The sequence below is a fragment of the Neorhizobium sp. 2083 genome (assembly GCF_031455615.1).
GTDB lineage: Bacteria > Pseudomonadota > Alphaproteobacteria > Rhizobiales > Rhizobiaceae > Neorhizobium.
On record NZ_JAVDTC010000006.1, the window covers coordinates 69,333 to 94,015 of the forward strand.

The 24,683-nt window shown below is 62.7% G+C and carries 23 protein-coding genes; 20 read left to right on the plus strand and 3 right to left on the minus strand.

What is annotated here, in order from left to right; translation table 11 throughout:
• Window positions 1-123: 123 nt before the first annotated feature.
• Window positions 124-1,401, minus strand: a complete 1,278-nt coding sequence (locus J2X76_RS22210; RefSeq protein ID WP_310219469.1) for a cysteine desulfurase-like protein — start codon at window positions 1,399-1,401, stop codon at window positions 124-126.
• A gap of 247 nt (window positions 1,402-1,648) precedes the next feature.
• Between J2X76_RS22210 and J2X76_RS22215 the strand changes: the two genes are divergently transcribed.
• Window positions 1,649-2,341, plus strand: coding sequence for a GntR family transcriptional regulator (locus tag J2X76_RS22215; RefSeq protein ID WP_113126889.1), 693 nt, complete (start codon window positions 1,649-1,651; stop codon window positions 2,339-2,341).
• A gap of 38 nt (window positions 2,342-2,379) precedes the next feature.
• Here the strand turns inward: J2X76_RS22215 and J2X76_RS22220 are convergent, their stop codons facing one another.
• Window positions 2,380-3,198, minus strand: a complete 819-nt coding sequence (locus tag J2X76_RS22220; protein ID WP_310219470.1) for a sugar phosphate isomerase/epimerase family protein — start codon at window positions 3,196-3,198, stop codon at window positions 2,380-2,382.
• Between the two features lie 403 nt (window positions 3,199-3,601).
• Between J2X76_RS22220 and J2X76_RS22225 the strand changes: the two genes are divergently transcribed.
• The 17 genes from J2X76_RS22225 to J2X76_RS22305 all read left to right on the plus strand — a co-directional run bounded on the left by J2X76_RS22225 (window position 3,602) and on the right by J2X76_RS22305 (window position 21,901).
• Window positions 3,602-5,239 carry an ABC transporter substrate-binding protein gene (locus tag J2X76_RS22225; RefSeq protein WP_310219472.1) on the plus strand — a complete coding sequence of 546 codons (1,638 nt, stop codon included), beginning with the start codon at window positions 3,602-3,604 and terminating at the stop codon, window positions 5,237-5,239.
• 110 nt (window positions 5,240-5,349) lie between these two features.
• Entirely contained in the window at window positions 5,350-6,363 is a 1,014-nt protein-coding gene (locus J2X76_RS22230; RefSeq protein WP_310219474.1) for an ABC transporter ATP-binding protein, read from the plus strand.
• The gene (locus tag J2X76_RS22235; protein WP_310219476.1) at window positions 6,360-7,343 is read left to right on the plus strand and encodes an ABC transporter ATP-binding protein; all 984 of its coding nucleotides are present in this window, start codon (window positions 6,360-6,362) and stop codon (window positions 7,341-7,343) included. The genes J2X76_RS22230 and J2X76_RS22235 overlap by 4 nt, the downstream gene beginning before the upstream one ends.
• Before the next feature lie 12 nt (window positions 7,344-7,355).
• Complete coding sequence (locus J2X76_RS22240; RefSeq protein ID WP_113286509.1) at window positions 7,356-8,282, plus strand: ABC transporter permease; 927 nt, start codon at window positions 7,356-7,358, stop codon at window positions 8,280-8,282.
• 12 nt (window positions 8,283-8,294) lie between these two features.
• A complete protein-coding gene (locus tag J2X76_RS22245) occupies window positions 8,295-9,176 on the plus strand; it encodes an ABC transporter permease (RefSeq protein ID WP_310219477.1) in 882 nt (293 codons plus the stop codon).
• A gap of 379 nt (window positions 9,177-9,555) precedes the next feature.
• Window positions 9,556-10,209, plus strand: a complete 654-nt coding sequence (locus tag J2X76_RS22250) for a TerC family protein (RefSeq protein ID WP_113126882.1) — start codon at window positions 9,556-9,558, stop codon at window positions 10,207-10,209.
• Window positions 10,210-10,487: 278 nt separating this feature from the next.
• Window positions 10,488-11,444, plus strand: a complete 957-nt coding sequence (locus tag J2X76_RS22255; protein ID WP_310219479.1) for a VOC family protein — start codon at window positions 10,488-10,490, stop codon at window positions 11,442-11,444.
• Between the two features lie 16 nt (window positions 11,445-11,460).
• Window positions 11,461-12,189, plus strand: a complete 729-nt coding sequence (locus J2X76_RS22260) for a PIG-L deacetylase family protein (RefSeq protein ID WP_310219480.1) — start codon at window positions 11,461-11,463, stop codon at window positions 12,187-12,189.
• 16 nt (window positions 12,190-12,205) lie between these two features.
• On the plus strand, window positions 12,206-12,877 hold the full coding sequence (locus tag J2X76_RS22265; protein ID WP_310219481.1) for a 4-carboxy-4-hydroxy-2-oxoadipate aldolase/oxaloacetate decarboxylase: 672 nt from the start codon (window positions 12,206-12,208) through the stop codon (window positions 12,875-12,877).
• Window positions 12,878-13,051: 174 nt separating this feature from the next.
• Window positions 13,052-14,107 (plus strand): 4-oxalomesaconate tautomerase, encoded by a 1,056-nt coding sequence (locus J2X76_RS22270; RefSeq protein WP_310219482.1) that lies wholly within the window; start codon window positions 13,052-13,054, stop codon window positions 14,105-14,107.
• A 15-nt stretch (window positions 14,108-14,122) separates the two neighbouring features.
• Window positions 14,123-14,995: a DUF1932 domain-containing protein gene (locus tag J2X76_RS22275; protein WP_310219484.1), complete on the plus strand. Its 873-nt coding sequence runs from the start codon at window positions 14,123-14,125 to the stop codon at window positions 14,993-14,995.
• 177 nt (window positions 14,996-15,172) lie between these two features.
• A complete protein-coding gene (locus J2X76_RS22280) occupies window positions 15,173-15,907 on the plus strand; it encodes a GntR family transcriptional regulator (RefSeq protein WP_405030076.1) in 735 nt (244 codons plus the stop codon).
• A 174-nt stretch (window positions 15,908-16,081) separates the two neighbouring features.
• A complete protein-coding gene (locus J2X76_RS22285) occupies window positions 16,082-17,494 on the plus strand; it encodes an aminomethyltransferase family protein (protein WP_113126876.1) in 1,413 nt (470 codons plus the stop codon).
• Between the two features lie 92 nt (window positions 17,495-17,586).
• The gene (locus J2X76_RS22290; protein WP_310219488.1) at window positions 17,587-18,510 is read left to right on the plus strand and encodes a methylenetetrahydrofolate reductase; all 924 of its coding nucleotides are present in this window, start codon (window positions 17,587-17,589) and stop codon (window positions 18,508-18,510) included.
• A 77-nt stretch (window positions 18,511-18,587) separates the two neighbouring features.
• Window positions 18,588-19,838: a LysR substrate-binding domain-containing protein gene (locus J2X76_RS22295; protein WP_310219490.1), complete on the plus strand. Its 1,251-nt coding sequence runs from the start codon at window positions 18,588-18,590 to the stop codon at window positions 19,836-19,838.
• A gap of 96 nt (window positions 19,839-19,934) precedes the next feature.
• Window positions 19,935-20,714, plus strand: a complete 780-nt coding sequence (locus tag J2X76_RS22300; RefSeq protein WP_113126873.1) for an IclR family transcriptional regulator — start codon at window positions 19,935-19,937, stop codon at window positions 20,712-20,714.
• Window positions 20,715-20,887: 173 nt separating this feature from the next.
• Window positions 20,888-21,901, plus strand: a complete 1,014-nt coding sequence (locus J2X76_RS22305) for an amidohydrolase family protein (protein WP_310219492.1) — start codon at window positions 20,888-20,890, stop codon at window positions 21,899-21,901.
• Between the two features lie 55 nt (window positions 21,902-21,956).
• Here the strand turns inward: J2X76_RS22305 and J2X76_RS22310 are convergent, their stop codons facing one another.
• Window positions 21,957-22,760: an MBL fold metallo-hydrolase gene (locus tag J2X76_RS22310; protein WP_310219494.1), complete on the minus strand. Its 804-nt coding sequence runs from the start codon at window positions 22,758-22,760 to the stop codon at window positions 21,957-21,959.
• Window positions 22,761-22,954: 194 nt separating this feature from the next.
• On the opposite strand from J2X76_RS22310, the gene J2X76_RS22315 reads away from it, so the two are divergent.
• Both J2X76_RS22315 and J2X76_RS22320 read left to right on the plus strand, forming a co-directional pair.
• Window positions 22,955-24,034, plus strand: a complete 1,080-nt coding sequence (locus tag J2X76_RS22315; RefSeq protein ID WP_310219495.1) for an acyltransferase — start codon at window positions 22,955-22,957, stop codon at window positions 24,032-24,034.
• A gap of 60 nt (window positions 24,035-24,094) precedes the next feature.
• Window positions 24,095-24,676, plus strand: a complete 582-nt coding sequence (locus tag J2X76_RS22320) for a DUF2239 family protein (protein WP_310219496.1) — start codon at window positions 24,095-24,097, stop codon at window positions 24,674-24,676.
• Window positions 24,677-24,683: the final 7 nt, after the last annotated feature.

The following is a 24,683-nucleotide window of genomic DNA, read 5'->3' on the forward strand; positions in this document are numbered from 1 at the left end:
CGTCATGCTCGGCCTTGTGCCGAGCATCTGCAACCGTCGTCCGCAGATCCTCGGCACAAGGCCGAGGATGACGCTGGAGGGTTTGTGGGGGAACAGCTTGGCTTTCGGGCCGGGCTTTTCTTCTTATTTCGACCTGGCGATGATCCCGCCGAGCACGGTGTCGAAACGGTCGATCTCTTCCACCTTGTTGTAGTGGACCATGGAAACCCGCATGCAGCCGGTGTCCATGGCAAGACCGAGGCGCTTCATCAGGCGGGGTGCGAACATGTGTCCGTCGCGGCTGCCGATATTGTTCCTGCCGAGCTCTACGGACAGATATTGCGGCGAAAGGCCCGGAATGTTGAAGCAGATGGTCGGAACGCGCTTTTCCACCTGGGCTTCATCGGAAACCCCATAGATGGTCGCACCGTGCTTCTTCAGCACCGACAGCATCTTCTTGGACAGCGTCTGCTCATAGGCGCGGATGGCGCCCATGGCGGCGGCAAGCGCATCGCGGCGGGAATGTTCGCCTTCGGGAAGGAACCTGCGGCCGAGATCTTCGAGATAAAGCACGGCGGCATTCATGCCGGCGACGTTCTCGTAGGTGAAAGTGCCGACCTCGATCTTGTAGGGGGGCACGTCCGGAATGAAGTCTTCCTTGAAGGTGGGGAGCCTGACCAGCGCATCATAACGGCCCCAGAGAAAGCCCATATGCGGCGAGAAATTCTTGTAGCCGGAGCAGACGAGATAGTCGCAATCCCAGGCCTGGACGTCGATCAGCGCGTGCGGGCCGTAATGCACGCAGTCGAGGAAAACCTCAGCGCCGGCCGCATGCGCCAGCTTGCCGACGGTTGCCACATCGACGATCGTACCGATCGAATGGGCGGTCACGGTGCAGGCGACCAGGCGGGTCCTGTCGTTCAGGAGCGGCTTCAGGTCGTCGGTATGCAGCATGCCGTCTTCGCGCATCTTCCACCAGACGATCCTGGCGCCGTCGGCTTCCAGCGCCATCCAGGTGGCGATGTCGGCGTCATGGTCCATGTCGGTGACGATGATCTCGTTGCGCTCCTTCAGCATCTTGGCGATGCCGAGGCTGACGAGGCGGATGAAGGATGTGGCGTTGAGGCCGAAGGAAATTTCCTCCGGACGGTAGGCATTGACCAGCAGGCCGACCGAGACGCGGGCCTCGGCGATCGTGCGGTCGACGCCCTGGCTGTGCAGGTAGGGCGCCATGCGCTGCACGTTGCAATCGACGAGATGGGCTGCGACCGCATCGACGACGGCCTGGGGCACCTGTGCGCCGCCGGCATTTTCGAAGAAGATGAAATCCTTGTATTTCTGGAGAGCGGGAAATTTCAGTCTCAGTTCATCGACCGGAAAAGCCTTGGCGAGGTTATCGCCTGCCGTAACGTGTGTATTCATGGATTTCTCCCAGGTGCCGTGGATCGATGAAGAGGATACGGATGACAACGAGCCTTCCGCTGTTTATGTTGGGCCCGTTGCCAAATGAGCATTTGATCAAACTTTCAGATGTTCTATTCTGGCCCCAGCGTTTGATCAAGGGGAATCGCGTCGGCAACAGAAGACGGCTGGACGCAAGCAGACTTGAAGAGAGGGGGCCTGTTGTGCGAGGCCTGGTTGTGATTTGAGTGGGATCAAGGGACCAAAGATGGCGGATAGCGGGCTTTTAAAGGTCACGTCGCGCGTGACCGTTCAGGATACGGTCTACGAACAGCTGCGCCGGGCGCTGATGTGGGGCTCATTCGCCCCGTCGCAGGCAATCACCATTTCATCGCTGGCGACCGAGTTCGGCACCAGCCACATGCCGGTGCGCGAGGCGTTGAGACGGCTCGCGGCGGAAAACGGGCTGGAGATCGGCCATAACGGGTCGGCGCGGGTACCGGCGGTTTCCCGCGAGCGGCTCGACGATCTTTGCCAGGCGCGTGTCGCGCTCGAAGGCCTGGCGACGGAACTCGCGGCCAAGCATATGAGCGACGAGGATATCGACCGTTCGGAGGCGCTTGCCCGCGAGCACGAGGAAACGGGCAAGGCCGGCGACGTCTACGGGATGCTGCGCAAGAACCAGGAATTCCATTTCGGCATCTACGAGGCATCGCGCTCCGAGGTGCTGCCGCAGCATATCGAGATGCTCTGGTTGCGGTTCGGCCCCTACATGCGGATGCTGACCAACTATGTGGAAAAGGAATTCGACAAGGGCGTCACGCATCCTTTCTCGTCCTATCACTTCCGGATCGTCGCGGCGCTTCGCGAGCGTAACGGAGCGCTGGCGCGGGACATGATGGTGGGGGATATTCTCGCCACCCAGTCGCATCTGCGGGACATGTCCCCGGAACTGCGCTGACCCCGGCACGGCGCGCCGGGGCCTTCGTCCGCTAAGGATTACTGGCCGAGGCCGAGCGAAGCGAGATAGTCGACCGAAGCCGGGATCTTCGACTTGTCCTTGATCTCGACGATCAGGCGCGGATTGCTGGTGAGATCGGCAAGCGCCTGGAAAACCGAAGGCCACAGGATGTTGCCTTCGCCAAGCGCCCAATGGCGGTCCGCATAACCATCGGCGTCCTGCAGGTGGACATGCTGCAGGCGGTTGCCGGCGGCTTTCACATAATAATCGACCGGCGGAGCGCCGGTGGAGCCATGCGCGTAATGAGCGTGGCCGGTATCGGTCGAGACCGCGACCGCCGGCGAGTTGAAGCTGTCGGCAAGCGCCACGCGGATGTGCTGGTCGATATCCTCGATGTTTTCCAGAACGATCACGGCGCCGATATCCTCGGCCTGCTTGACGGCATCGCGCATCGTCAGGTGCACGTATTCGAGGACGCGCTCGCCCTCGCCCTTGTTGTTGTCGAGGTTGTTGTAGGACCAGGTCGTGTAGGGGCTGTGGGCAACCATCTGCGTCGCGCCGATCGCGGCGCAGACGTCGAGGCCCTGCTTCAGGCGCCTGGCGACGACCGCGCGGATGTCGGGATCCTGGGAGGCGATGGTGAAGCCCCAGAACGGGCCGTGGATGCCGAGGCGGCCTTCAAAACCGTCGAGCAGCTTTCGGGCGCGCTCGGCGAGCGGCGTCCAGTCGCCGTTCAGAACGTCACCGGTGGTGAAATCCTGGAGTTCGAGATCGCGCTGCTTATCGAAAAGCCAGTTGCGGTGAATTTCGAGCTCGCCAAGCGTCATGGCAGCGCCGATCACGGGGAGGGAGGACATGGAAAACTCCATTAAAACAAAAGGAAATTTGGGGAGGGGACGTGCCGGAAGAAAATCCGCGCGGAGGTTTCCATCTCAGAATTTTGTGTCGGCAATATTACATTTGTAACGCGGGATGATGAAATTTGCATCCGTGTTCAATTTCATCGAATCGCCAAGCCGGCGTCACGGAACTGATACACAGGCTGGCCAAATAGCCCCTGCAAATCAGGGGGTCGTCGTGAGCGGCAACAATACGCTTCTTATCGCCATGAATCAGGGTGAGCGGCTTTTATGTCCGCAGCCCGGTCGGATGGCGTGCCGTTGGCGGGCCAGGCTCTGCGCACCCCTCAGCCGTCACCGCTCGAGCTCGCAGGGGCTGATCGAGCTCGTTCCATAACCCGAAGCCAAAGGATTGTTCTCCATGGTCAACTTCACCCGCCGCAGCACGCTCGGCCTTGCCGGCGCCGCTGCCGGTTCGCTGATCCTGCCGCGCTTCTCGATCGCCCAGAGCGACAAGCGCCCGTCGATCACCATCGCCGTCCAGAAGATCACCAACAACAACTCGCTCGACGTCTGGCACGAACAGTCGAATGTCGGCGAACGCGTTTTCTTCCCGAACCTCTGGGAAGGCCTCATCCTGCGCAACTGGATGGGCAACCAGGGGCCGCTTCCGGGCCTCGCGACCGAGTGGAAGCGCATCGACGACAAGACGCTGGAGCTGAAGCTGCGCCAGGGCGTCAAGTTCCACAACGGCGACGAGCTGACGGCCGACGACGTCGTGTTCTCGTTCTCCAGGGAGCGCGTGTTCGGCAATACGGAGCCGGCCGGCGGCAAGACGATCTTCGAATCCGAGCACAAGCCGACCACCGTCAAGGAATTGCCGGCTTCCGTTCCCGGCGTCGGCCGTCGCCTGTGGCCGGCCCTTGCCGGCGTCGAGGCCGTCGACAAGTACACCGTCCGTTTCCACAACGCGACGCCCGACGTCACGATGGAAGGCCGCCTCTATTCCGGCGGCAGCCAGATCACCAACCGCCGCGCCTGGGACGAAGCCAAGTCCTTTACCGAGTGGTCCCGCAAGCCGGTCACCACCGGCCCCTACATGGTGGCCGAATACAAGCCGGACGTCTCGCTGACGCTCGTCGCCTTCGATCAGTACTGGGGCGGTCGTCCGCCGCTCGCCCAGATCCGTTTCGTCGAAGTTCCGGAAGTCGCCTCGCGCGTCAACGGCCTGCTTTCCGGCGAATACGACTTCGCCTGCGACCTGCCGCCGGACCAGATCGCCACGGTCAAGGCCGCCAAGGGCTTTGAAGTCCAGAGTTCGACCATCTGGAACCACCGCGTTTCGGTGTTCAACACTCAGAACCAGATCCTTGCCAACCCGCTGATGCGCCGCGCGATGACGCACTCGATCGACCGCAAGGCGATCGTCGAAGCGCTCTGGGCCGGCCAGACGGTCATCCCGGCCGGTCTGCAGTTCGAATCCTTCCGGACTTCGGACATGTTCATCGAAGGCTGGGCCGCTCCGGAATTCAATCCGCAGCTCGCCAAGGACCTCATCAAGCAGGCCGGCTACAAGGGCGACCCGATCCCGTATCGCCTGCTCAACAACTACTACACGAACCAGACGGCCAACGGCCAGATCATGGTCGAGATGTGGAAGCAGGTCGGCATCAACGTGCAGATCGAAATGAAGGAAAACTGGGGCCAGATCCACGATCCGGCGGGCGTCAAGGGGGTCCGCGACTGGTCGGCTTCCAACACGATCAACGACCCGATCACCCCGCTGGTCGTTCAGTTCGGTCCGAACGGGGAAGTCCAGCAGAAGAAGGACTGGTCGAACGCCGAGATGAACAAGCTCGCGCAGGTCATGGGAACCTCCACCGACCGCGCGCTGCGCAAGAAGGCGATCGCCCGCATGCTGGAAATCGCCGAGCGCGAAGACCCCGTCTACCAGGTCCTGCACCAGAACGCGGTGTTCACCGGCATGAAGTCTTCGCTGAAGTGGAAGGCCGCTCCGGCCTTCGCGATGGACTTCCGTTCCTCCAACTGGGCGAGCTGATCCGATCGGCCTCCTCTGCTCCGGCGACCAGGTTGTCGCCGGAGCATTTGTTTTTCAAGAACGGCAATGTCTTCGCCCGGAAAAGGCGGAAGGCAGGAGTATGGCGGGATATGGATAGGGCATCGTCCAATCTGGTGGAGCTGCGCGACCTGAAGGTCGCCTTCGACGGCGTCCAGGTTCTGCACGGCATCGATCTCAATGTGGGCCGTGGCGAAGCGCTCGGTCTCGTCGGAGAATCCGGATGTGGCAAGTCGGTGACCTGGCTTGCCGCGCTGGGACTGCTTCCCGGCAAGGCAAGCGTCAGCGGTTCCGTGCGGCTTGATGGGCAGGAACTCGCCGGCGGTCCCCGCGAGGCGTTCGAGCAGGTGCGCGGTGGCCGGATCGCGATGATCTTCCAGGACCCGTCGAGCTCGCTCAATCCGGTGCTCAGGATCGGCCGGCAGATCGTCGAGGCGCTGTCGTTGCATCGAGGCCTGAGGGGCGACCCGGCAAGGAGAGAGGCGCTGCGGCTGCTGGACATGGTCGGCATTCCCGACGCCCGACGCCGTTTCGATCTCTACCCGCACGAATTCTCGGGCGGCCAGTGTCAGCGTCTGATGATCGCCATGGCGCTCGCCGGCGAACCGGACCTGCTGATCGCCGACGAGCCGACCACGGCCCTCGACGCGACGATCCAGGCGCAGATCCTCGACCTCATGATCCAGCTTCGGGCCGAGACCGGCATGGCGACGGTGTTCATCAGCCACGATCTCGGCGCGGTTTCCCAGGTCTGCGAACGGGTCTGCGTCATGTATGCCGGCCGGATCGTCGAGGAGGGCACCGTCGCCCAGCTGTTTTCCGAACCGCGCCATCCCTATACGCGCGGCCTCTTCGACGCGATCCCTCGGATCGACGGTCCCCGCCAGCGGTTGATCCCGATCCCCGGCACGGTCCCGAACCCGAAACATCTTCCCGAAGGCTGTTCCTTCCAGCCGCGCTGTTTTCGCGCGGTGGAGGCCTGCCGCGGCGAGCGCCCTCAGCTCGCGACCTCGGCGGACGGCCGGCAGCTGGCCTGCTTCCGGCCGGTCCAAGTCAATGAGCCTGTCGAAGCGCGCTCCAGAATGACCGAGGACATGCTGCAATGACCGCCCTCATCGAAGCGGACAATCTCGTTCGTATCTACAAGATCCGCCGCGGTCTGTTTGCGCAGCCGCATCCGGTGCGCGCCGTGGACGGCATCTCGCTTTCGCTGAAACCCGGCGAAACGCTGGGCGTCGTCGGCGAGTCCGGCTCGGGCAAGTCGACCCTCGGGCGGATGCTGCTCGGCATCGATGCCGCACAGGGCGGCGAAGTGCGGTTCGAAGGCAAGCCGATGCCGCACCTGAAGACGCCGGAATGGCGTGCACTGCGCGCAAAGATGCAGTTCGTCTACCAGGATCCGCTGGCGGCGCTCGACCGGCGCGTGACGATCGCAAGGCAGATCGGCGAGCCGCTGGAGATCCACAAGCTCATCCCGAAGCAGCATCAGCACGCCCGTGTCGCCGAGCTGATGGCGGCCGTCGGCCTGCGTCCGGATCAGGCCGGCCGTTATCCTCACGAATTGTCGGGCGGCCAGCGGCAGCGCGCCGTGATCGCCCGTGCGCTTGCCGCGCGCCCCAAGCTTCTGGTCTGCGACGAGCCGGTTTCCGCGCTCGACGTTTCCATTCAGGCGCAGGTCGTCAACATGCTGCGCGACCTGCAGGAAAAGAACGGCATCGCCATGGTTTTCATCAGCCATGACCTCAAGGTGGTGCGCAACATCGCCGACCGGGTGGCGGTGATGTATCTCGGTCGGATCGTCGAGGAAGCGTCCTCCGACGTGATTTTCCACTCGCCGCAGCATCCCTACACCAAGGCGCTGGTTTCGAGCGTACCGGTGCCGGGCAAGATCCTCGAAGGACGCGTCATCCTGCAGGGCGAGCCGCCGAATCCGGCCAATCGTCCGCTCGGCTGCGCTTTCCATCCCCGTTGCGCGTTGGCGCAGGACGTCTGCCGTTCCGTCGTGCCGCAGCTTCGTCCGATCGGCACCGGCCGTACGGCGGCCTGCCATGTCGTGGCCGGCGAAGCAGCCCCGATCGCTGCCTGAGAGGAGTTTTCGATGATCCGCTTCGTAGCCGTCCGCCTCCTCCGGGCAATGATCACCATCTTTGCCGTCGTAACCTTCGCCTTCGTCGTGCTGCGCATGTCGGGCGATCCGGCGCAGGTCATGCTCGGCCCGGACGTGCCGCAGGAGGCCGTCGACGCATTCCGCCGGTCCTGGGGCCTCGACCAGCCGCTCTGGATCCAATATCTCGCCTATCTCAGATCGATCTTCACCGGCGATTTCGGCGTGTCGATGCGCGACAAGGCGTCGGCGCTGGATCTGGTCCTGCAGCGCGTGCCCGCGACGCTGCAGCTCACCCTGCCGGCCTTGCTCCTGAAGCTGGCCTTCGGCATTCCGGCCGGCGTCTATGCGGCGCTGCATCGCCAGAGCTTTGCCGATCGCGGCGTGATCCTGCTTGCGGTCCTCGGCTTTACGATCCCATCCTTCGTCATGGGCCTGGTGCTGGTGCTGATCTTCGCGGTCATCCTCGGCGTGCTGCCGTCCGGCGGCCAGGATACCTGGGTGCATGGTATCCTGCCGACGATCACCATGAGCATCGGCGGCATCGGCATCCTCGCCCGCTTCTCGCGCAGTGCCATGATCGAGGTGATGGGCCAGCCCTATATCCGCACCGCCTCCGCCAAGGGGCTGAAATGGCGTGACGTCGTCTGGAACCATGCGCTGCCGAACGCCGCCGTGCCGATCGTGACGATCGTCGGCTTCATGGTCGGCTCGCTGATTGCCGGCGCCGTGGTGGTCGAATCGATCTTCTCGTGGCCGGGCATCGGCCGGCTGCTGATCGTTTCGGTCAGCAATCGCGACCTTGCCGTCGTCCAGTGCATCCTGCTGATCATCGCCGCCGCGATGGTGGTTTCGAACCTCGTCGTCGACCTGCTTTACGGCTGGCTCGATCCCCGCCTTCGCTCCAACGCGGCGCATTGAGGATAAAGAGACATGGCCACGATCAATCTTTCGGAAACCTCGCGGACGCCGGGCTGGTATGCGACTTTTATCACGCGCCTGCGCCGGAACCTGCCGTTCACCGTCGCGCTCGGCATCCTGTGGCTGACGGCCATGGTGGTGGTTGCGGTCTTCGCCGACCAGATCCGCCCCTACAACATCACCGCGATGGACCTTTCTAGCCGGCTTTCGCATCCGGGCGCCCTGAAGCACCTGCTCGGCACCGACGAGCTCGGTCGCGACGTGCTTTCGCGGCTGCTCCAGTCGGTCCGGGTGTCGCTGATCATCGCTTTCGGCGCGACGATCCTGTCTGCGGTGTTCGGCACGGCGCTCGGCTTTGCCGCCGCTCAGTTCCGCGGTGCGGTCGAGCATCTCGTGCTCGTGCTTGCCGACTTCCAGGCGGCGCTGCCGTTCCTGATCATGTCGCTCGCGGTGCTCGCCTTCTTCGGTTCTTCGATGGTACTGCTCGTCTGCCTAATGGGCTTCTACGGCTGGGAACGTTACGCCCGCATCGCCCGCGGTCTGGCGATTTCCGCCAGTTCGCAAGGGTATGCGGCCTCGGTCGTGCAGCTCGGCGCGACGCCGGCGCGGGTCTATTTCCACCATATCCTGCCGAATGTCGCCTCGACGCTGATCGTCTCGATGACGCTGACCTTTCCGGAAATCATCCTGATGGAAAGCGGTCTTTCCTTCCTCGGCCTCGGCGTGCAGCCGCCGGAAACGAGCCTGGGCAACATGGTCGGTTTCGGCCGCGAATACCTGACCCGCGCCCCGTGGATCATGCTCGCCCCCTCGGTGGTGATCATGCTGACGACGCTGTCGATCAGCATCGTCGGCGACTGGCTGCGCGACAAGCTGGATCCGACCCTTTCTTGAGCCCGGGCGTGACGTAATCTCAGGTGGCGGCCGCAAGACCGGCCGCCACCTGCATCTGTATTGCGGGTGAGAATTGCAACGGATCGTCAATGATCCGGCCGAAAATAGAGCAAGATCGGGACTGTTTGACGCACTCGCCACTTGAGTTTCTGCAATCATGCCGCTAAATCTCAGCCCACCAGGACCGGGCCCCTCTGACAGTTCATCTCTGAGCTGTGATGTCGGACTGGATTAGTCCAACTTGGGTGCCTGGTGTTCGTGGAAATCATGTGACGGCAACGGCGGTGACCTACGACAGGCAAAAATGCAGGTCGTAAGCGTCTCAGGTTCGTCTCGGTCCACACGCGGGCACTCCCGCCTTTGAGAGATTGGGTGCCAAATGATGGAATTCTTTAGTGCGGAGGCGTTGTCCGCCCTTCTGCAGGTTATCATGATCGACCTCGTGCTGGCCGGCGACAACGCGATTGTCATCGGCCTTGCAGCTGCGGGCCTGCCGAAGGCACAGCGGTCCAAGGCCATTCTGGTCGGTATCATTGCGGCAACCGTGCTGCGTATCGGTTTCGCGCTCGCCACCACCCAGCTCCTGCAGATCGTCGGCCTGCTGCTCGCCGGTGGCGTCCTGCTCCTCTGGGTCTGCTGGAAGATGTGGCGCGAACTGCGCACGCCGCATCAGCATGAGGAAGAAGCGAGCGAAGCGCTCGAGGACGCCGACCTCAATGCCGATGGCACGGTGGCCGGCGGCGCGCCGCGCAAGACCTTCGCCCAGGCAGCCTGGCAGATCGTCATTGCCGACGTTTCGATGTCGCTCGACAACGTGCTTGCCGTTGCGGGCGCCGCTCACGAACATCCGGGCGTCCTGATTTTCGGCCTGGTCCTCTCGATCGCGCTGATGGGTGTGGCCGCAAGCTTCATCGCCCGCCTGCTCAACAAGCATCGCTGGATCGCCTATGTCGGTCTCGCCGTCATCCTTTACGTGGCGCTCGAAATGATCTGGCGCGGTTATCACGAAGTCGCGCCTTATATCGGCATGTGATCTTCGACGGCGCGGCGGTACTGCCGCCGCGCCTTCTGTTTCGGGCCTTTCACACCCGCCTTCGCTCGCCTGTCGCCGAGCGGCTTTTCCTGATCTCAACCAAAACTTATGCCACGGCAGCAGAACCTATTCGTCAGGCTGCCGATCTGCTTTTATGTCTTCATGCCAAGCTGCGGCGTCCATGCGCCGGCCGTGTTGGAGTGGAGGACGCGGGCTCGATTTTGGAGGAGAATGCGCCTGTCCGCCGGGCGCTGAAGATCGACCATCTAGGAAAAGCCATGACCGAACCCTGTTATGATGTCGCCCATCTGGGCCACGTTGAGCTTTATTCCGACCGTTTCGAGGAATCGCTCGATTTCTTCACCCGTGTCTACGGACTGACCGAGAGCGGCCGCGAGGGCGACAGCGTCTATCTGCGCGCCTATGACGATTACGAATTCCACACGCTGAAGCTCACCAGGCATCACACCACGGGTGTCGGCCATATCGCCTACCGCACGTCGTCCGCCGAAGCGCTGGAACGCCGGGTCAAGGTAATCGAGGAAAAGGGTTGGGGCGTCGGCTGGACGGACGGCGATCTCGGCCATGGGCGCGCTTACCAGTTCAAGAGCCCCGATGGCCATCTGTTCGAACTCTACTGGGACACCAGGGAATATGTGGCGCCGCCGGAGGAAAAACCGGCGCTGAAGAACATCGCCCAGCGTTATCACGGCCGCGGCGCAAGCCCGCGTCGCCTCGATCACGTCAATCTGCTCGCTGCCGATGTCAGCCTGATCCGCGAATTCATGACCACTGCGCTGGGCAGCCGGGTCACCGAGATGATCCAGCTCGACAACGGCCGCCTCGGCGGCTGCTGGTTCACCATCAATAACAAGACCTATGACCTTGCCTGCTCCGAGGACCACACCGGGTCGCATGGCCGCTTCCACCATGTCACCTACGCCTGCGACCAGCGGGAAGACATTTTGCGCGCCGCCGACATTTTCCTGGAAAACGGCGTCCACATCGAATCCGGACCGCACAAGCATGCGATCCAGGGCACGTTCTTCCTCTATGTCTGGGAGCCGGCCGGTAATCGCGTCGAGCTTGCCAATGCAGGCGCGCGCCTGATCCTGCGTCCGGACTGGAAGCCGGTCGTCTGGACCGAGGCCGACCGCAAGAAGGGGCAGGCCTGGGGCATGAAGACGATCGAAACCTTCCATACGCACGGCACGCCGCCGGTGGCACACAAGTAAGTCAAGAGGCATTCCTATGGCAAAGACAGCATTGGTCATCAGCGCTCATTCGGCGGATTTCGTCTGGCGTTGCGGCGGCGCGATCGCGCTTCACGAGGAAAAGGGCTATGACGTCACCGTCATCTGCCTGTCCTATGGCGAGCGCGGCGAAAGCGCCAAGCTCTGGAAGAACCCGGGCATGACGCTCGAAAAGGTGAAGACCGAGCGCCGCAAGGAAGCGGAAAACGCCGCAAAGGCGCTTAATGTCACCGACATCCAGTTCTTCGACCTCGGCGATTATCCGCTGGTCGTCGATCAGGACGCCAAGTTCAAGCTGGTCGACGTGATCCGCAAGGTACAGCCGGAATTCATGCTCTCCCATTCCAAGTGGGACCCCTACAATACCGACCACATGTATGCGACGCAGGTGGCGATCGAGGCGCGCATGATCGCCCAGGCCTGGGGCCACAATCCCGGCGAAAAGATCCTCGGCGCGCCGCAGCTCTATCTGTTCGAGCCGCACCAGACCGAACAGATGGAATGGAAGCCGGATGTTTTCCTAGATATTTCCTCCGTCTGGGAAAAGAAGTGGGCGGCCATCCAGTGCATGGAAGGCCAGGAGCATCTCTGGCATTTCTACAAGAACGTCGCCGAGAACCGCGGCAACCACTTCATGCGCAATTCCGGCGGCCAGGCCAGCGGACGCAAATCCACCCATGCGGAAGGTTTTCAGTCGGTCTTCCCGCGCACCGTCGACGAACTTTGATAGGGATTGAGCGCTGATGTCGGTCGTCGTCCAGAATATCGAACGCGCGGATCAGTCGGTCATCGACCGCCTGGCCGCCTGCGGTGTTGCTACCGTCCACGAGGCGCAGGGCCGCAAGGGCCTGCTCGCCAGCTACATGCGGCCGATCTATTCTGGCGCGCGCCTTGCGGCGAGTGCGGTCACCATTTCCGCCCCTCCGGGCGACAACTGGATGCTGCATGTGGCGATCGAGCAGCTGAAGGCCGGCGACATCCTGCTGCTCGCTCCGACCAGTCCCTGCGAAGACGGTTATTTCGGGGATCTGCTCGCCACCTCCGCACAGGCGCGCGGCTGCAAGGGCCTGATCATCGACGCCGGTGTCCGCGACGTGGTCGATCTGACCGCGATGAAATTCCCGGTCTGGTCGAAGGCGGTCTATGCCCAGGGCACGGTCAAGGAAACCCTCGGCTCGGTCAATGTCCCGGTCGTCTGCGCCGGTGCCTATGTCCGCCCCGGCGATGTGATCGTTGCGGATGACGACGGTGTCTGCGTGGTCGCCCGCGAGGAAGCCGAAGCGGTCGCCAAGAAGGCGGAAGCCCGGGTCGCAGCGGAAGAGGACAAGCGGAAGCGGCTCGCCGCCGGCGAACTCGGCCTCGATATCTATAACATGCGCGGCAAGCTCGCCGAAAAGGGTTTGAAGTATATCTGAGCGGGGGAATCGGAGGGTTCTTTCGTCATCCTCGGCCTTGTGCCGAGGATCTGCTCACATCGACCGTTGGCAGATGCTCGGGACAAGCCCGAGCATGACGGCAGGATTTTTTGCCGACACGTGAGACGGGGAAAACGACCGGCTCGTTTCCCTGTAAAAGCGGAGGAAGATTTCATGGCGACAAGCGAAACCGGTATCCGCTGCATGTGGATGCGCGGCGGCACGTCCAAGGGCGGATATTTCCTCGCTTCGGACCTGCCGGCCGACCGCGACAATTTCCTGCTGCGGGTGATGGGCTCGCCCGATCCCCGCCAGATCGACGGCATGGGTGGCGCCCATCCGCTGACCTCGAAAGTGGCGGTGGTGAAGAAGTCCGAGCGGGAAGGGGTCGATGTCGACTATCTCTTCCTGCAGGTCTTCGTCGACCAGCCGATCGTCACCGATGCCCAGAACTGCGGCAATATTCTCGCCGGAATCGGGCCTTTCGCCATCGAGCGGGGGCTGGTACCGGTCAAGGGCGAGAAGACCGAAGTCTCGATCTTCATGGAAAATACCGGGCAGATCGCCATCGCGACGATCGAGACGCCCGGCGGCCGGGTGACCTACAAGGGCGAAGCCCGGATCGACGGCGTGCCGGGAACCTCCGCGCCGGTGCCGATCGTGTTCGCGGATACGGCCGGTTCCTCCTGCGGGGCGCTGCTGCCGACCGGGAATGCGGTCGATGTGATCGAAGGCGTCGCCTGCACGCTGATCGACAACGGCATGCCCTGTGTCGTCATGCGCGCCGATGTGCTCGGCATAAAAGGCGACGAAAACCCGAAGGAGCTGGAAGCCAACCAGGAACTGCGCGTCAGGCTGGAGGCGATCCGGCTGAAGGCAGGGCCGATGATGAACCTTGGCGATGTCACCAAGAAGTCGGTGCCGAAGATGACCATGGTTTCGGCGCCAACCGCCGGCGGAGCGATTTCGACCCGCACCTTCATCCCGCATACGTGCCACGACGCGATCGGCGTGCTCGGCGCGGTCAGCGTGGCGACGGCCTGCCTCCTGCCGGAAGGGCCGGCTTCGGAACTGGCCGTCATTCCGGATGGTGACGAAAAGCTGCTGTCGATCGAGCATCCGACCGGCGAGATGAGCGTCATCGCCACGATGAGGGATGGCGAGGTCCATCGTGCGGCGGTGCTGCGCACGGCGCGCAAGCTGTTCGACGGCGTGGTTTTCGGCGATTGAGAGTAGGATACGGCTATGAGGATCGCATTTCTGGGATTTGGCGAAGCGGCACGCGCCTTTCACGACAGTCTTGCGCCGAAGCTCGATAACGGTGAATTCCGCGCTTATGACCTCCTGCTCGGCAATCCCGAGAAGTCGGGCGAAATGCAGGCGGCGATGGCGAGCCGTGGGGTCCGGCCGGAAGTATCACCTGCGGGTCTCGCAGATGCCGAGTGGATCTTCAGCGCCGTGACCGCCGACCAGAGCCTCAGCGCGGCGCAATCCATCGCGCCTCATCTCGGCCAGGGCGCGCTGCTGATCGATATTAACTCCGTCTCCCCCGGCCGCAAGCGCGAGACCGCCGCGCTGATCAACCAGACCGGCGCCGATTATCTCGACATGGCCGTCATGGCGCCGGTTCATCCCAAGGGCCATGCAACCCCGGTTCTGATTGCCGGCAAGGGTGCCGCCGGGCTTCTGGAGCGGTTTCAAAGCCTGGGCTTCAGCGCAGAAGTTGCCGGTGAGGCTGTCGGCTCGGCAACGGCCATCAAGATGGTGCGCTCCGTGTTCGTCAAGGGTCTGGAAGCGATCACCGTGGAGGCGCTGCTGGCGGCAGAAGCTTCGGGCTGTTTCGAGGAAATCCTCTCTTCGCTGTCACAGAGCTTTCCGGGCCTCGACTGGTCGAAATTTCCGAATTACCAGTTCGAGCGCACCACCCGCCACGGCCGCCGCCGGGCTGCAGAGATGCGGGAAAGCGGCGTCACGCTCGATGCGCTGGGGCTGAACGGCGGTCTTGCCCGCGAGATCGCCGCCGTTCAGGACGAGATGGCGGCAAGCGGCGTGAAGCCGACGGATGATCTCAGGGACACCGTCGCGCGGGTTCTTTCGGCCCGGCGGCAAGGCAAATAAGTCCGTCCCTTCAATGCGTTCGGTGTATACGCATTGATCTTTTCCGCTCTAAATACCTGCCGTCATCCACAGCCTGCACCCTCTGTATACATGAGGCTTGGCCAATCCATCAGATATGGCTAAGATTTGTGATCGACAGGCGGAAGTTGCGCGCCTTGTCCGGGTAAAGGTGCGGATTTGGAAGAGACCTCGAGAACGACCCATACGATGCGCGCGCTGATGGAGCTGCGCAAGAAGATCCTCAGCGGCGACTATCCCGGCGGCACCCGGCTTTTCGAGGTGTCGCTGGCAGAAACGCTGCAGATTTCGCGAACGCCGGTGCGCGAGGTGATGTCGCGCCTTGCGGAAGAGGGGCTGCTCGACCGGCTGGCGAATGGCGGTTTCGTGGTCCGCAGCTTCACCTATGCGGATGCCGTCGATGCGATCGAGCTGCGCGGCGTGCTGGAAGGGACCGCGGCAAGGCTTGCCGCCGAACGCGGCGTTTCGCAGGCCGGATTGGACCAGCTTCGGGAAATCCAGGCCCGGCTCGACGATTGTTTCGGCGAAGCTGCGGACGATGTGGATCTGGAAGCCTATTCCGAAGCGAATGCCAAATTTCATATCGCGCTGGTCGAACTTTCCGGCAGCACCGTGATCCAGCGGGAAGTCGAGCGGGCGACGCGCCTGCCATTCGCCTCGCCGTCGGCTTTCCTGTCGGGCCGGGCTCACGTGGCGGCGTTCCGCCAGTCGTTGCATATCGCGCAGGACCAGCATCGCACGCTGGTGTCGGCGATTGCCGGGCGCGAGGGCGCAAGGGCTGAATTCATCGCCCGCGAACACGCCCGCATCGCCCGCAAGAACCTCGAATACGCTGTCTTCGAGGATCCGGAGCTGATGCTGACCGTTCCCGGCCTCGTGCTCCTCAACTCCTGAGAGCCCAAGTTAAAGCCCGAGCGCGATCCTCGCGATTTTTCCTGGCGGAGAGCCTTCGGTTTACCATCCGAAGGCGATCGTCAGCCTCCCGAACATTTTCCCTTGAATTTGTCTGCCGATGCCGTCATGTATACACGACACCGAAAGCACAGGCAAACCATAGGGAGGAATTCCGTGTCTCAGGCCAATCTCACTCAAGTTTTGAAGGATGCAGGCAACACTGTCGAGCATCTGCGCAGCTCCAAGACCGGCATCTATGTATACCCGGTCGTTGCTCCGGAATTCTCGAACTGGCGTTCGGAACAGGCTGCCTGGCGTGAAGGCGCCGTTCTGTTCGACCAGTCGCATCACATGGACGAACTGGTCGTCGAAGGTCCGGATGCTGCCAAGTTCCTCGAAAGCCTGTCGATCAACAGCTTCGCCAATTTCGGCGTCGACCGCGCCAAGCACTATGTTCCGGTCACGCCTGCCGGCCACGTCATCGGCGACATGATCATCTTCCGCGAAACCGAAGAGAAGTTCGTTCTCGTCGGCCGCGCTCCGACCGCCAACTGGCTGCTCTACAATGCCTCGCTCGGCAAGTTCAACGTCAAGCTGACGCATGACCCGCGTTCGCCTTCGCGTCCGGACGGCAAGCTCGTCACGCGTATCCACTACCGTTTCCAGATCCAGGGTCCGGATGCGCCGAAGGTCTTCGAAAAGATGAACGGCGGCCCGATCCCGGAGATCAAGTTCTTCCATGTCGACTGGATCAATGTCGGCGGCCGCAAGGTTCAGGCCCTGCGTCACGGCATGGCCGGCGCTCCGGGTCTCGAAATCTGGGGTCCGTATGCGGAGAAGGACGAGGTCCGCGCCGCCATCCTGAAGGCAGCGGAAGAAGCCGGCGTCGATCTGCGCCCGGTCGGCAGCCGCGCCTACGCCACCAACACGCTGGAATCCGGCTGGATCCCGTCGCCGCTTCCGGCGATCTACACCGGCGCCGAACTGCAGGGCTATCGCGACTGGCTCTCCGCACAGAGCTATGAAGCCAGCGGCTCGATCGGCGGCAGCTACGTCTCCGACAATATCGAAGACTACTACCTGAACCCCTACGAGCTGGGTTACGGCGTCTACGTCAAGTTCGACCACGACTTCGTCGGTCGCGCCGCCGTCGAAAAGCAGAAGGCAACCCCGCAGCGCCGCAAGGTTACCTTCGAATGGAACTCCGACGACGTCGTCAAGGTCATCGCTTCGGCCTTCCAGCCGGGCGAACAGGCCGCCAAGTGGATCGACTTCCCGCTCTCCAACTACGCTTCGTCGAGCTTCGACAAGGTCCTGAAGGACGGCAAGGTCGTCGGCCTGTCGATGTTCAACGGCTATAGCTACAACGAGCGTTCCATGCTGTCGCTCGGCGTCGTCGATGCCGACATCAAGGAAAACGACATCCTGACCCTCATCTGGGGCGAGCCGGATGGCGGCACTTCCAAGACCTCGGTCGAGCAGGGCCACAAGCAGGCCGAGATCCGCGTTCGCGTCGCAGCCGTGCCCTATGCTCAGGAAGCACGTGAAAATTACGCCGAAAGCTGGCGCACAAAGAAGGCCCTCTAACGGCCGGGCGTGCGAGAACGGGTTGTTCTCGCACGCCGCTCCGTCCGTCGGACCGGACGTTTTTCATTGGCTAAACGGGGGGAGGAACAACAATGGCACTTTTGAATCTGTTCAAGGGCAAGCAGGAAGAGAAGTCCGTGGAGCCGGCCAGCTTCAGGGATCTGATCGATGGCTATTCCATCGAAGTCATGCCGCGCACGGCGGCGAAGATCGAAGATTTCAAGACGCTGCTGCCGAAGGGCACGCGGGTTTATATCGCCCATATCGAGGGGACCCCGATCGAGGACATGGTGCAGACCGCAAGGCTCCTCCACGAAGACGGCTTCCCGGTCATGCCGCATTTTCCTTCCCGCATCATTCCGAGCCTCGCGACCCTGGAAGACTGGATCAAGCGATACAGGAACGAGGCGGGCGTGGACCAGGCGCTGCTGCTCGGCGGTGGCGTGTCGACGCCGGCAGGCGATTTCGACAGCTCGATCCAGCTGATCGAGACCGGCCTGTTCGACCGTTACGGCTTCAAGCGGCTGCATGTCGCGGGCCATCCGGAAGGCAATAAGGACATCGACAAGGACGGCGGCTCCAGGATCGTCGACGAGGCGCTGAAGTTCAAGCAGGCCTATTCGGAACGTACCGACGCGGAGATGGCAATCGCCACCCAGTTCGCTTTCGACGCCAAGCCCGTCATCGCATGGGCGGAGCGCATCGCAGCCGCCGGCGTCAAGCTGCCGATCCATCTCGGCATTGCCGGTCCGACGAAGCTGCAGACGCTGATCAAGTTCGCCATAGCCTGCGGCGTCGGCCCGTCGCTCGGCGTGCTGCAGAAGCGTGCGATGGATATCAGCAAGCTGCTCGTTCCCTACGAGCCGACCGAAGTGCTGGCCGAGATTGCCGATTACAAGGCCGCTCATCCCGAGAGCCTGCTTCAGAAAATTCATGTCTTCCCGCTCGGCGGTATCCGCGCCAGCGCCGAATGGATGAACGAACAACTGACCGGCGAGCGCAACGTCGCACCGTGACTTAACCGAAGCGGAGCAGGAATGACCTCGCTCCGCTTCGCCGCTGCCGGGAGGAGAAAGGCAGGGGAGGACAATACGTGGACTATCCTAATCTGCGTCACATCCGTCTTTTCTGCGCCTGCCTGCGCACGGGCTCGCTGACGCAGGCGGCCGATATCGTCGGCGTCACGCAGCCTGCGGCATCGCAGGCGATCTCCCGTCTCGAAGACCTTTTCGGCACCCGGCTTCTCGAACGAGGGCCCGGACATGCCATGGCGACGCCGGAGGGCCGGGTCGTGCAGACGAGGTCACTTCGCGCGCTTGAGCTTATTCGCACGGGTTGCCAGAAGCTCCAGGCGGATTCCGGATCGCGTGGCTCCGGTGCCGACGCCAGGCTGACGATCTCTCACCTTCGTGCCCTGCAAGCCTTTGCACAGACCGGAGGCTTTCCGGGCGCGGCGCGCATCCTCGAGCAATCGGGTGCCGCGGTCCAGCGCACGGCGCGCAATGCCGAGGCGATCCTCGGCACCAGTCTTTTCGAGGCCGACGGCCGCGCGACGCGATTCACCAGTGCCGGCCGTGCCGTTGCCCGCTGGGCCGGGCTTTCGCTGAAAGAACTCGGCAACGCGACCGAGGAGGTGCAGGAGCTGCGCGGCAAGTTCGACGGCCTTGTATCGATCGGCGCCCTGCCGATGGCGCGCACCACCATCGTGCCCGACGCGATCGCCTCGCTGGCTTTCACGCATCCGCTGGCGCGGTTCGAAATTCTCGAAGGCAGCTACGAACAGCTCCTCAGCGATCTGGAAATGGGGCATATCGATTTCCTGATCGGCGCGCTGCGCAGCCGCCTGACGCCGTCGCTTGTCCAGGAACCGCTTTTCGATTTCCGGCTCGCGGTCGTTGCCGGGGCCGGTCATCCGCTTGCGGCGAGGACGGATGTCTCGCTTGCCGAGCTTGCCTCCTATCCGTGGGTCGTGGCCCGCAAGGGCACGCCCAACCGCAGCACCTTCGATGCGCTGGCGGCGAAGTTTCCCGATGGACCGCGGACGCAGGGAACGGTCGAGACCGGTTCGCTGACGGCGCTGCGCGGGATACTGATGCAGACGGACCGGCTGGCGTTGCTCTCGCGCCATCAGCTCCGGCACGAGCTGAAGGCCGGGTTCCTCACGCTCCTGAATTACGACGTGCCGGGAAAGCCGCTGTCGATCGGCATCACCACCCGCCGCAACTGGCAGCCGACCGCTCTCCAGGCGGAATATCTGGCGGCGATCCGGCGCGTGGTCTCGACAGAGGAGACGGTCAGCGCTCCTGACGGCGGCTGCCTGCCGCCGCTGAAAGCCGCCGAGTAGCGTCACTTGCCATTGCAGTTTTCAGGGTTATCGTTATTGCCGCATATGTCCGGCCGGTCTGATGCCGCGCGCCGTCACGAGAGAGCGGGAGCATCTTTGAGAAAAAAGGCCGTCAACAGTCTCGAACGCCTGCAGGCAGTGCTTGAGGTCTTTACCGAGGATCGTCTGGAATGGACGCCCGAAGAGCTGATGGAGGAGCTGGGCTATAGCCGCCCCACGCTCTATCGCTACCTCAAGATCCTGAAAGACAGCGGTTTCCTGACCTCCATGCCGAATACCGGCTTCACGCTCGGACCAAGGGTGGTGGAGATGGATTACCTGCTGCGCAAGTCCGACAACCTCATCCTGTCCGGCGCCCCCTATCTGCAAAAACTTGCCGGACGATACGAATGCACGGCGCTGCTGGTGCGCTGGTACGGCGAAAAGATCCTGTGTGTCGATTCGATCAGTTCCAGCCGCGAGGCGATCAGCAGTTATCCGCGCGGGCGGCCGATGCCGCTCAGCCGCGGCGCGATCGGCCGGTCCATCGTAGCGTTTCTACCCCGCCGCAATCTGGTGCCGCTGATCAAGCGCACGCTCGACGAATGGCAGGCGGCGGGCGCCGGCGATACCGTGGAAGCGGTCCTCGACGGGCTGAAATCGGTGCGCAAGAAGGGTTATGCCGTGGCTTACGGCGAGGTCACGCCGGGTGTCGTCGGTTTCGCCGCGCCGATCTTCGACGCGGGCCAGAGCCCGATCGCAAGTTTTTCCGTATCGATCGCCCAGGATCACGTTCCCGGGCCCGTGGTGGAGGTAATCGCCCGGGAAGTCTTGCTTGCAGCCGGAGAAATCAGCGCTGCACTCGCATCGCATCGACATAGAATTTCGAGTCAATAATCTCATATTACAAGAAAATAGGTTGACTTTCGGGGGCTGCCTTCGCATCTTGCCGCGGCGGAGCAGGTCCGGCATTCGGCACATTCCGCTTGCGGATTTTTAAACGCCTCGGGGGCACTGGACTTCTTCAAAGTTCGCGGTGCGGTACCCAGGACCGACAGGAGGAGCATTTCATGAAGAAGATCGACGCTTTCAACCACATCTGGCCGAAGCCCTTTTTCGACAAGCTGATCGGCTATATCGGCACGATGACGGATGTCACCATGCGCTCGGGCGCGGTGCCGATGATGACCGATCTCGACCGTCGTTTTCAGGTGATGGACATGTTCGGCGGCGACTACCAGCAGGTCCTGTCGCTCGCTTCGCCGCCGCTCGAAAAGCTGGCCGGCGCCGAGCGCGCCTATGACCTCGGCCGGATCGGCAACGATTCCCAGAAGGAACTGTGCGACAAATATCCGGAGCGCTTCCCGGCCTTCATCGCCACCGTGCCGATGGAAAACCAGGAATGGATGATGGCGGAAACCAAGCGGGTCGTCGAAGATCTCGGCGCCTGCGCGGTCCAGATCTTCACCAACTACAGCGGCAAGCCGCTCGACCTGCCGCAGTTCGAGCCTTTCTTCGAATATATGGCCAAGTCCGGCAAGCCGGTCTTCCTGCATCCGTCGCGCGGCGCCAACTTCCCAGACTATCTGACCGAAGATCGTTCGGAATACGAGATCTTCTGGACCTTCGGCTGGCCGTATGAAACATCGGCGGCGATGGCGCGCCTCGTCTTCTCGCGCATCTTCGACAAGTACAAGGGCCTCAAGGTCGTCACCCATCATGCCGGCGGCATGGTGCCCTTCTTCGAAGGCCGCGTCGGTGCCGGCTGGGACCAGATGGGCAAGCGCACGTCGGATCGCGATCTCTCCACCGTGCTGAAGGCTATCGAGCGTCCGCATCTCGACTACTTCAAGGAATTTTATGCCGATACGGCGAGCTTCGGTTCGACCAAGGCGATCGAACACGCGATCGAATTCTTCGGCGAAGACCGCGTGCTGTTCGCGTCCGACGCGCCGTTCGATCCGGAAGGCGGGCCGATGTACATCCGCGAGACCATCAAGGTTCTCGACAACATGGACATTTCCGACGCCACGCGCCAGAAGATCTACGAGGGCAATGCCAAGAAGCTTCTCGGCCTGAAGTAAGCGCTCAGGTTTTGTCAGCTAACGAACGCGCGGGCGGCAAACGCCCGCGCGTTTTTCATTGGGAGAGCCGGTCGATGTAACGCCTGGCGGAGCGGGCGACGATCGCCTGTCCGTCCTTTCGGACATTCTGGTGCGAAAAGGCGCCGTAGATGCGCTCGAAAGGCCAGGGCGCCAGCCGTTCGGCGACGTCGGCGACTTCTGCCGCTCTGAGCGGCAGCATGTTGGGATAACTCCACATGAAGGAGACATGGTCGGCGCCCGGCGTGACCTGGACGATGTCGCCGGCCAGCAACACGCCCTCGCCGTCTTCGCCGGTCCAGTGCAGCACGGTGCCGCCCGCGAAGTGGCCGCCGCCATGGACCAGCGTGACGGAGGACGAAAGCACGAGCGCATCCTCGTCCCAGAGCCGGACATGGTCCGAGGGACGGCAGATCCATTGCTTGTCGGCGGCATGCAGATAGATCGGCGCGTCGAAGGCCGTCGCCCAGTCCTGCATGGTCGTGTAATAATGCGGATGCGATATCGCGATGGCGCTGAGGCCGCCCAAGGCCTGGATAATCGCTTTGGTCGCTTCGTCGAGCAGCGCAATGCAGTCCCAAAGAATATTTCCGGCCGGCGTTCGCAGCAGCAGGGCGCGCTGGTTGATGGCGAAGGCCGGGACGGTCTGGATCGCCATCAGGCCCGGCTCCAGCTGGACCCAGGCATTCCGATGCGTCCGCGCGAGTTTTTCCCTCCTCGTCCATGCCTGGCCGGAGGGCGGCACGTATTGACGCTCGTCCGCACAGATAGGGCATGTTTCTGGTGGCTCTTCGGCTTCCTCGAAAGAGGTTCCGCAGGCGCCACAGAGAAAAATCGACATCGCACCCTCCATCAGGACCTTTGCCGGCCCTGTCGTGAATTTGACAAGAAACGTTATTCGTCAAGGAAAGGGAAGTCATTGCTCATGTCGGCAACGTCCAGTCGGGACCGCTCATATTCTTCGGGAAGGATTCACGTTTTCCAAAGGCCGGTACGATAGGGTCGGGCCGACCTGTTTCACGCCCCGAGGATGAGATGACGGCCCCGAAGACGCCAAGGCTCCTGAATCTGGATATCCTGCGACTCGTCTCGGCATTGATGGTGCTGACCTTCCACTATGGATTCCGCATGCGGATTTCCGGCGAAGGCGGTGGTCTCGGCTTTCCGGAACTCGCGCCTTTCGCCATGTGGTTCGATACCGGCCTGCTGATCTTCTTTGCGATTTCCGGCTACGTCATCACCATGTCGGCGGAAGGCCGCTCGGCCTACGATTTTGCCGCCGGTCGTTTCGCGCGGCTCTGGCCGACCTTCATCGTCTGCGCGACGATCACCGCTGCCGTGCTCGCCGTCTGGCATGTGCCGACCCTCGATCCGCCGACGGTGAAACAATGGCTGGCGCATGCCGTCATCATCTCGCGCGGCCTCGGCCAGCCCTTCCTCGATGGCGCCTATTGGACGATCGCCTACGAGATCATCTTCTACTTCTGGGTTTTCCTGCTGATCGCCACCGGCCTTTTCGAGCGCGGCTGGCGCGTCGTGGTGCTGGCATGGCTGGCGATTTCCGTCGGCAACGAGGCTTTCATCGGCAGCGGCGCGATCCAGAAACTGCTGATCACCGAATATTCCGGCTATTTCGCCTTCGGCCTGGCGCTTTACAAGACGAGGCAGCACGCTTCCCCGTCGAGCCTCTGCGTGCTCGTCGCCGCCGTCTGCTGGGCGATGGCCACGCCGTTCCTGACCGAACCGGATTTCGTCGAGACATACGGGCTGAGCCGCAACGCCATCGGGCTGGCGTTGATCGGGCCGGCGGCGCTTGCGGCGGTTGCCGTCTGTGCAACGGCGCCGTCGCTACGCATTTCTCCCGGACTGGCGATCGGGCTCGGCGGCCTCACTTATCCGCTCTATCTGCTGCATCAGAACATCGGTTACGCGGTGTTTGCCCGTTTCGGCACCGACGGAAACCGCTGGCTTGTCGCTCTGGCACTGATTGCCATCCTGCTTTTCGTCGCCTGGGTGATCGCAAGAACGATCGAGCCGGCGGCACGACGGGCGATCATCCGCGTTGCAGGCCACATTCGAGACGGTTTCGGACGTCTGAGACAGCGCGCAGCCTGATCGCGGATTGACGGCCCTATTTTACCCGGATAAATCTGCGCCTTTATCAAGGGGAAGCGGATGTCGGATCTTCATTGGACAGCATTTCGGGGTGAAAACCGTATCGCGGGCGGATCTCCCGTGGAGGTCGTGACGGCGATCGGGGCCGGCGGCCATGATGGCGTGCTGGTCTTCGACGATGCGACGGGAAAGCCGGTCGATCTCGACCTGCGCGGCACTCTCGAAGACTGTCTCGGCCGTCTCCCCAAAAACGAGGTAAAGCCCGGCGAACAGCCGGAACGGCGGCCCGGACGGCCGAAGCTCGGCGTGGTGCCGCGCGAAGTGACACTGCTGCCGCGGCATTGGGAGTGGCTGGGCGAACAGCCGGGCGGCGCCTCGGTCGCGCTGCGCAAGCTCGTCGATGCGGCGCGCGCGGCCACTGGCGCGCAAGACGGCAGGCGTCGGGCTCAGGAGGCGGCCGATCGCTTCATGCGGGCGGTTGGTGGTGACCAGCCGGGATATGAGGATGCGGCGAGGGCGCTTTATGCAGGCCAGGCGGAACCCTTCAAGATGCTGACGGAGAGTTGGCCGAAGGATGTTCGCGACCATGCCCGCTATCTGGCGAAAGATGCGTTCGCAACCGGCCCTGCCGACGGGAAGTAGATCAGGT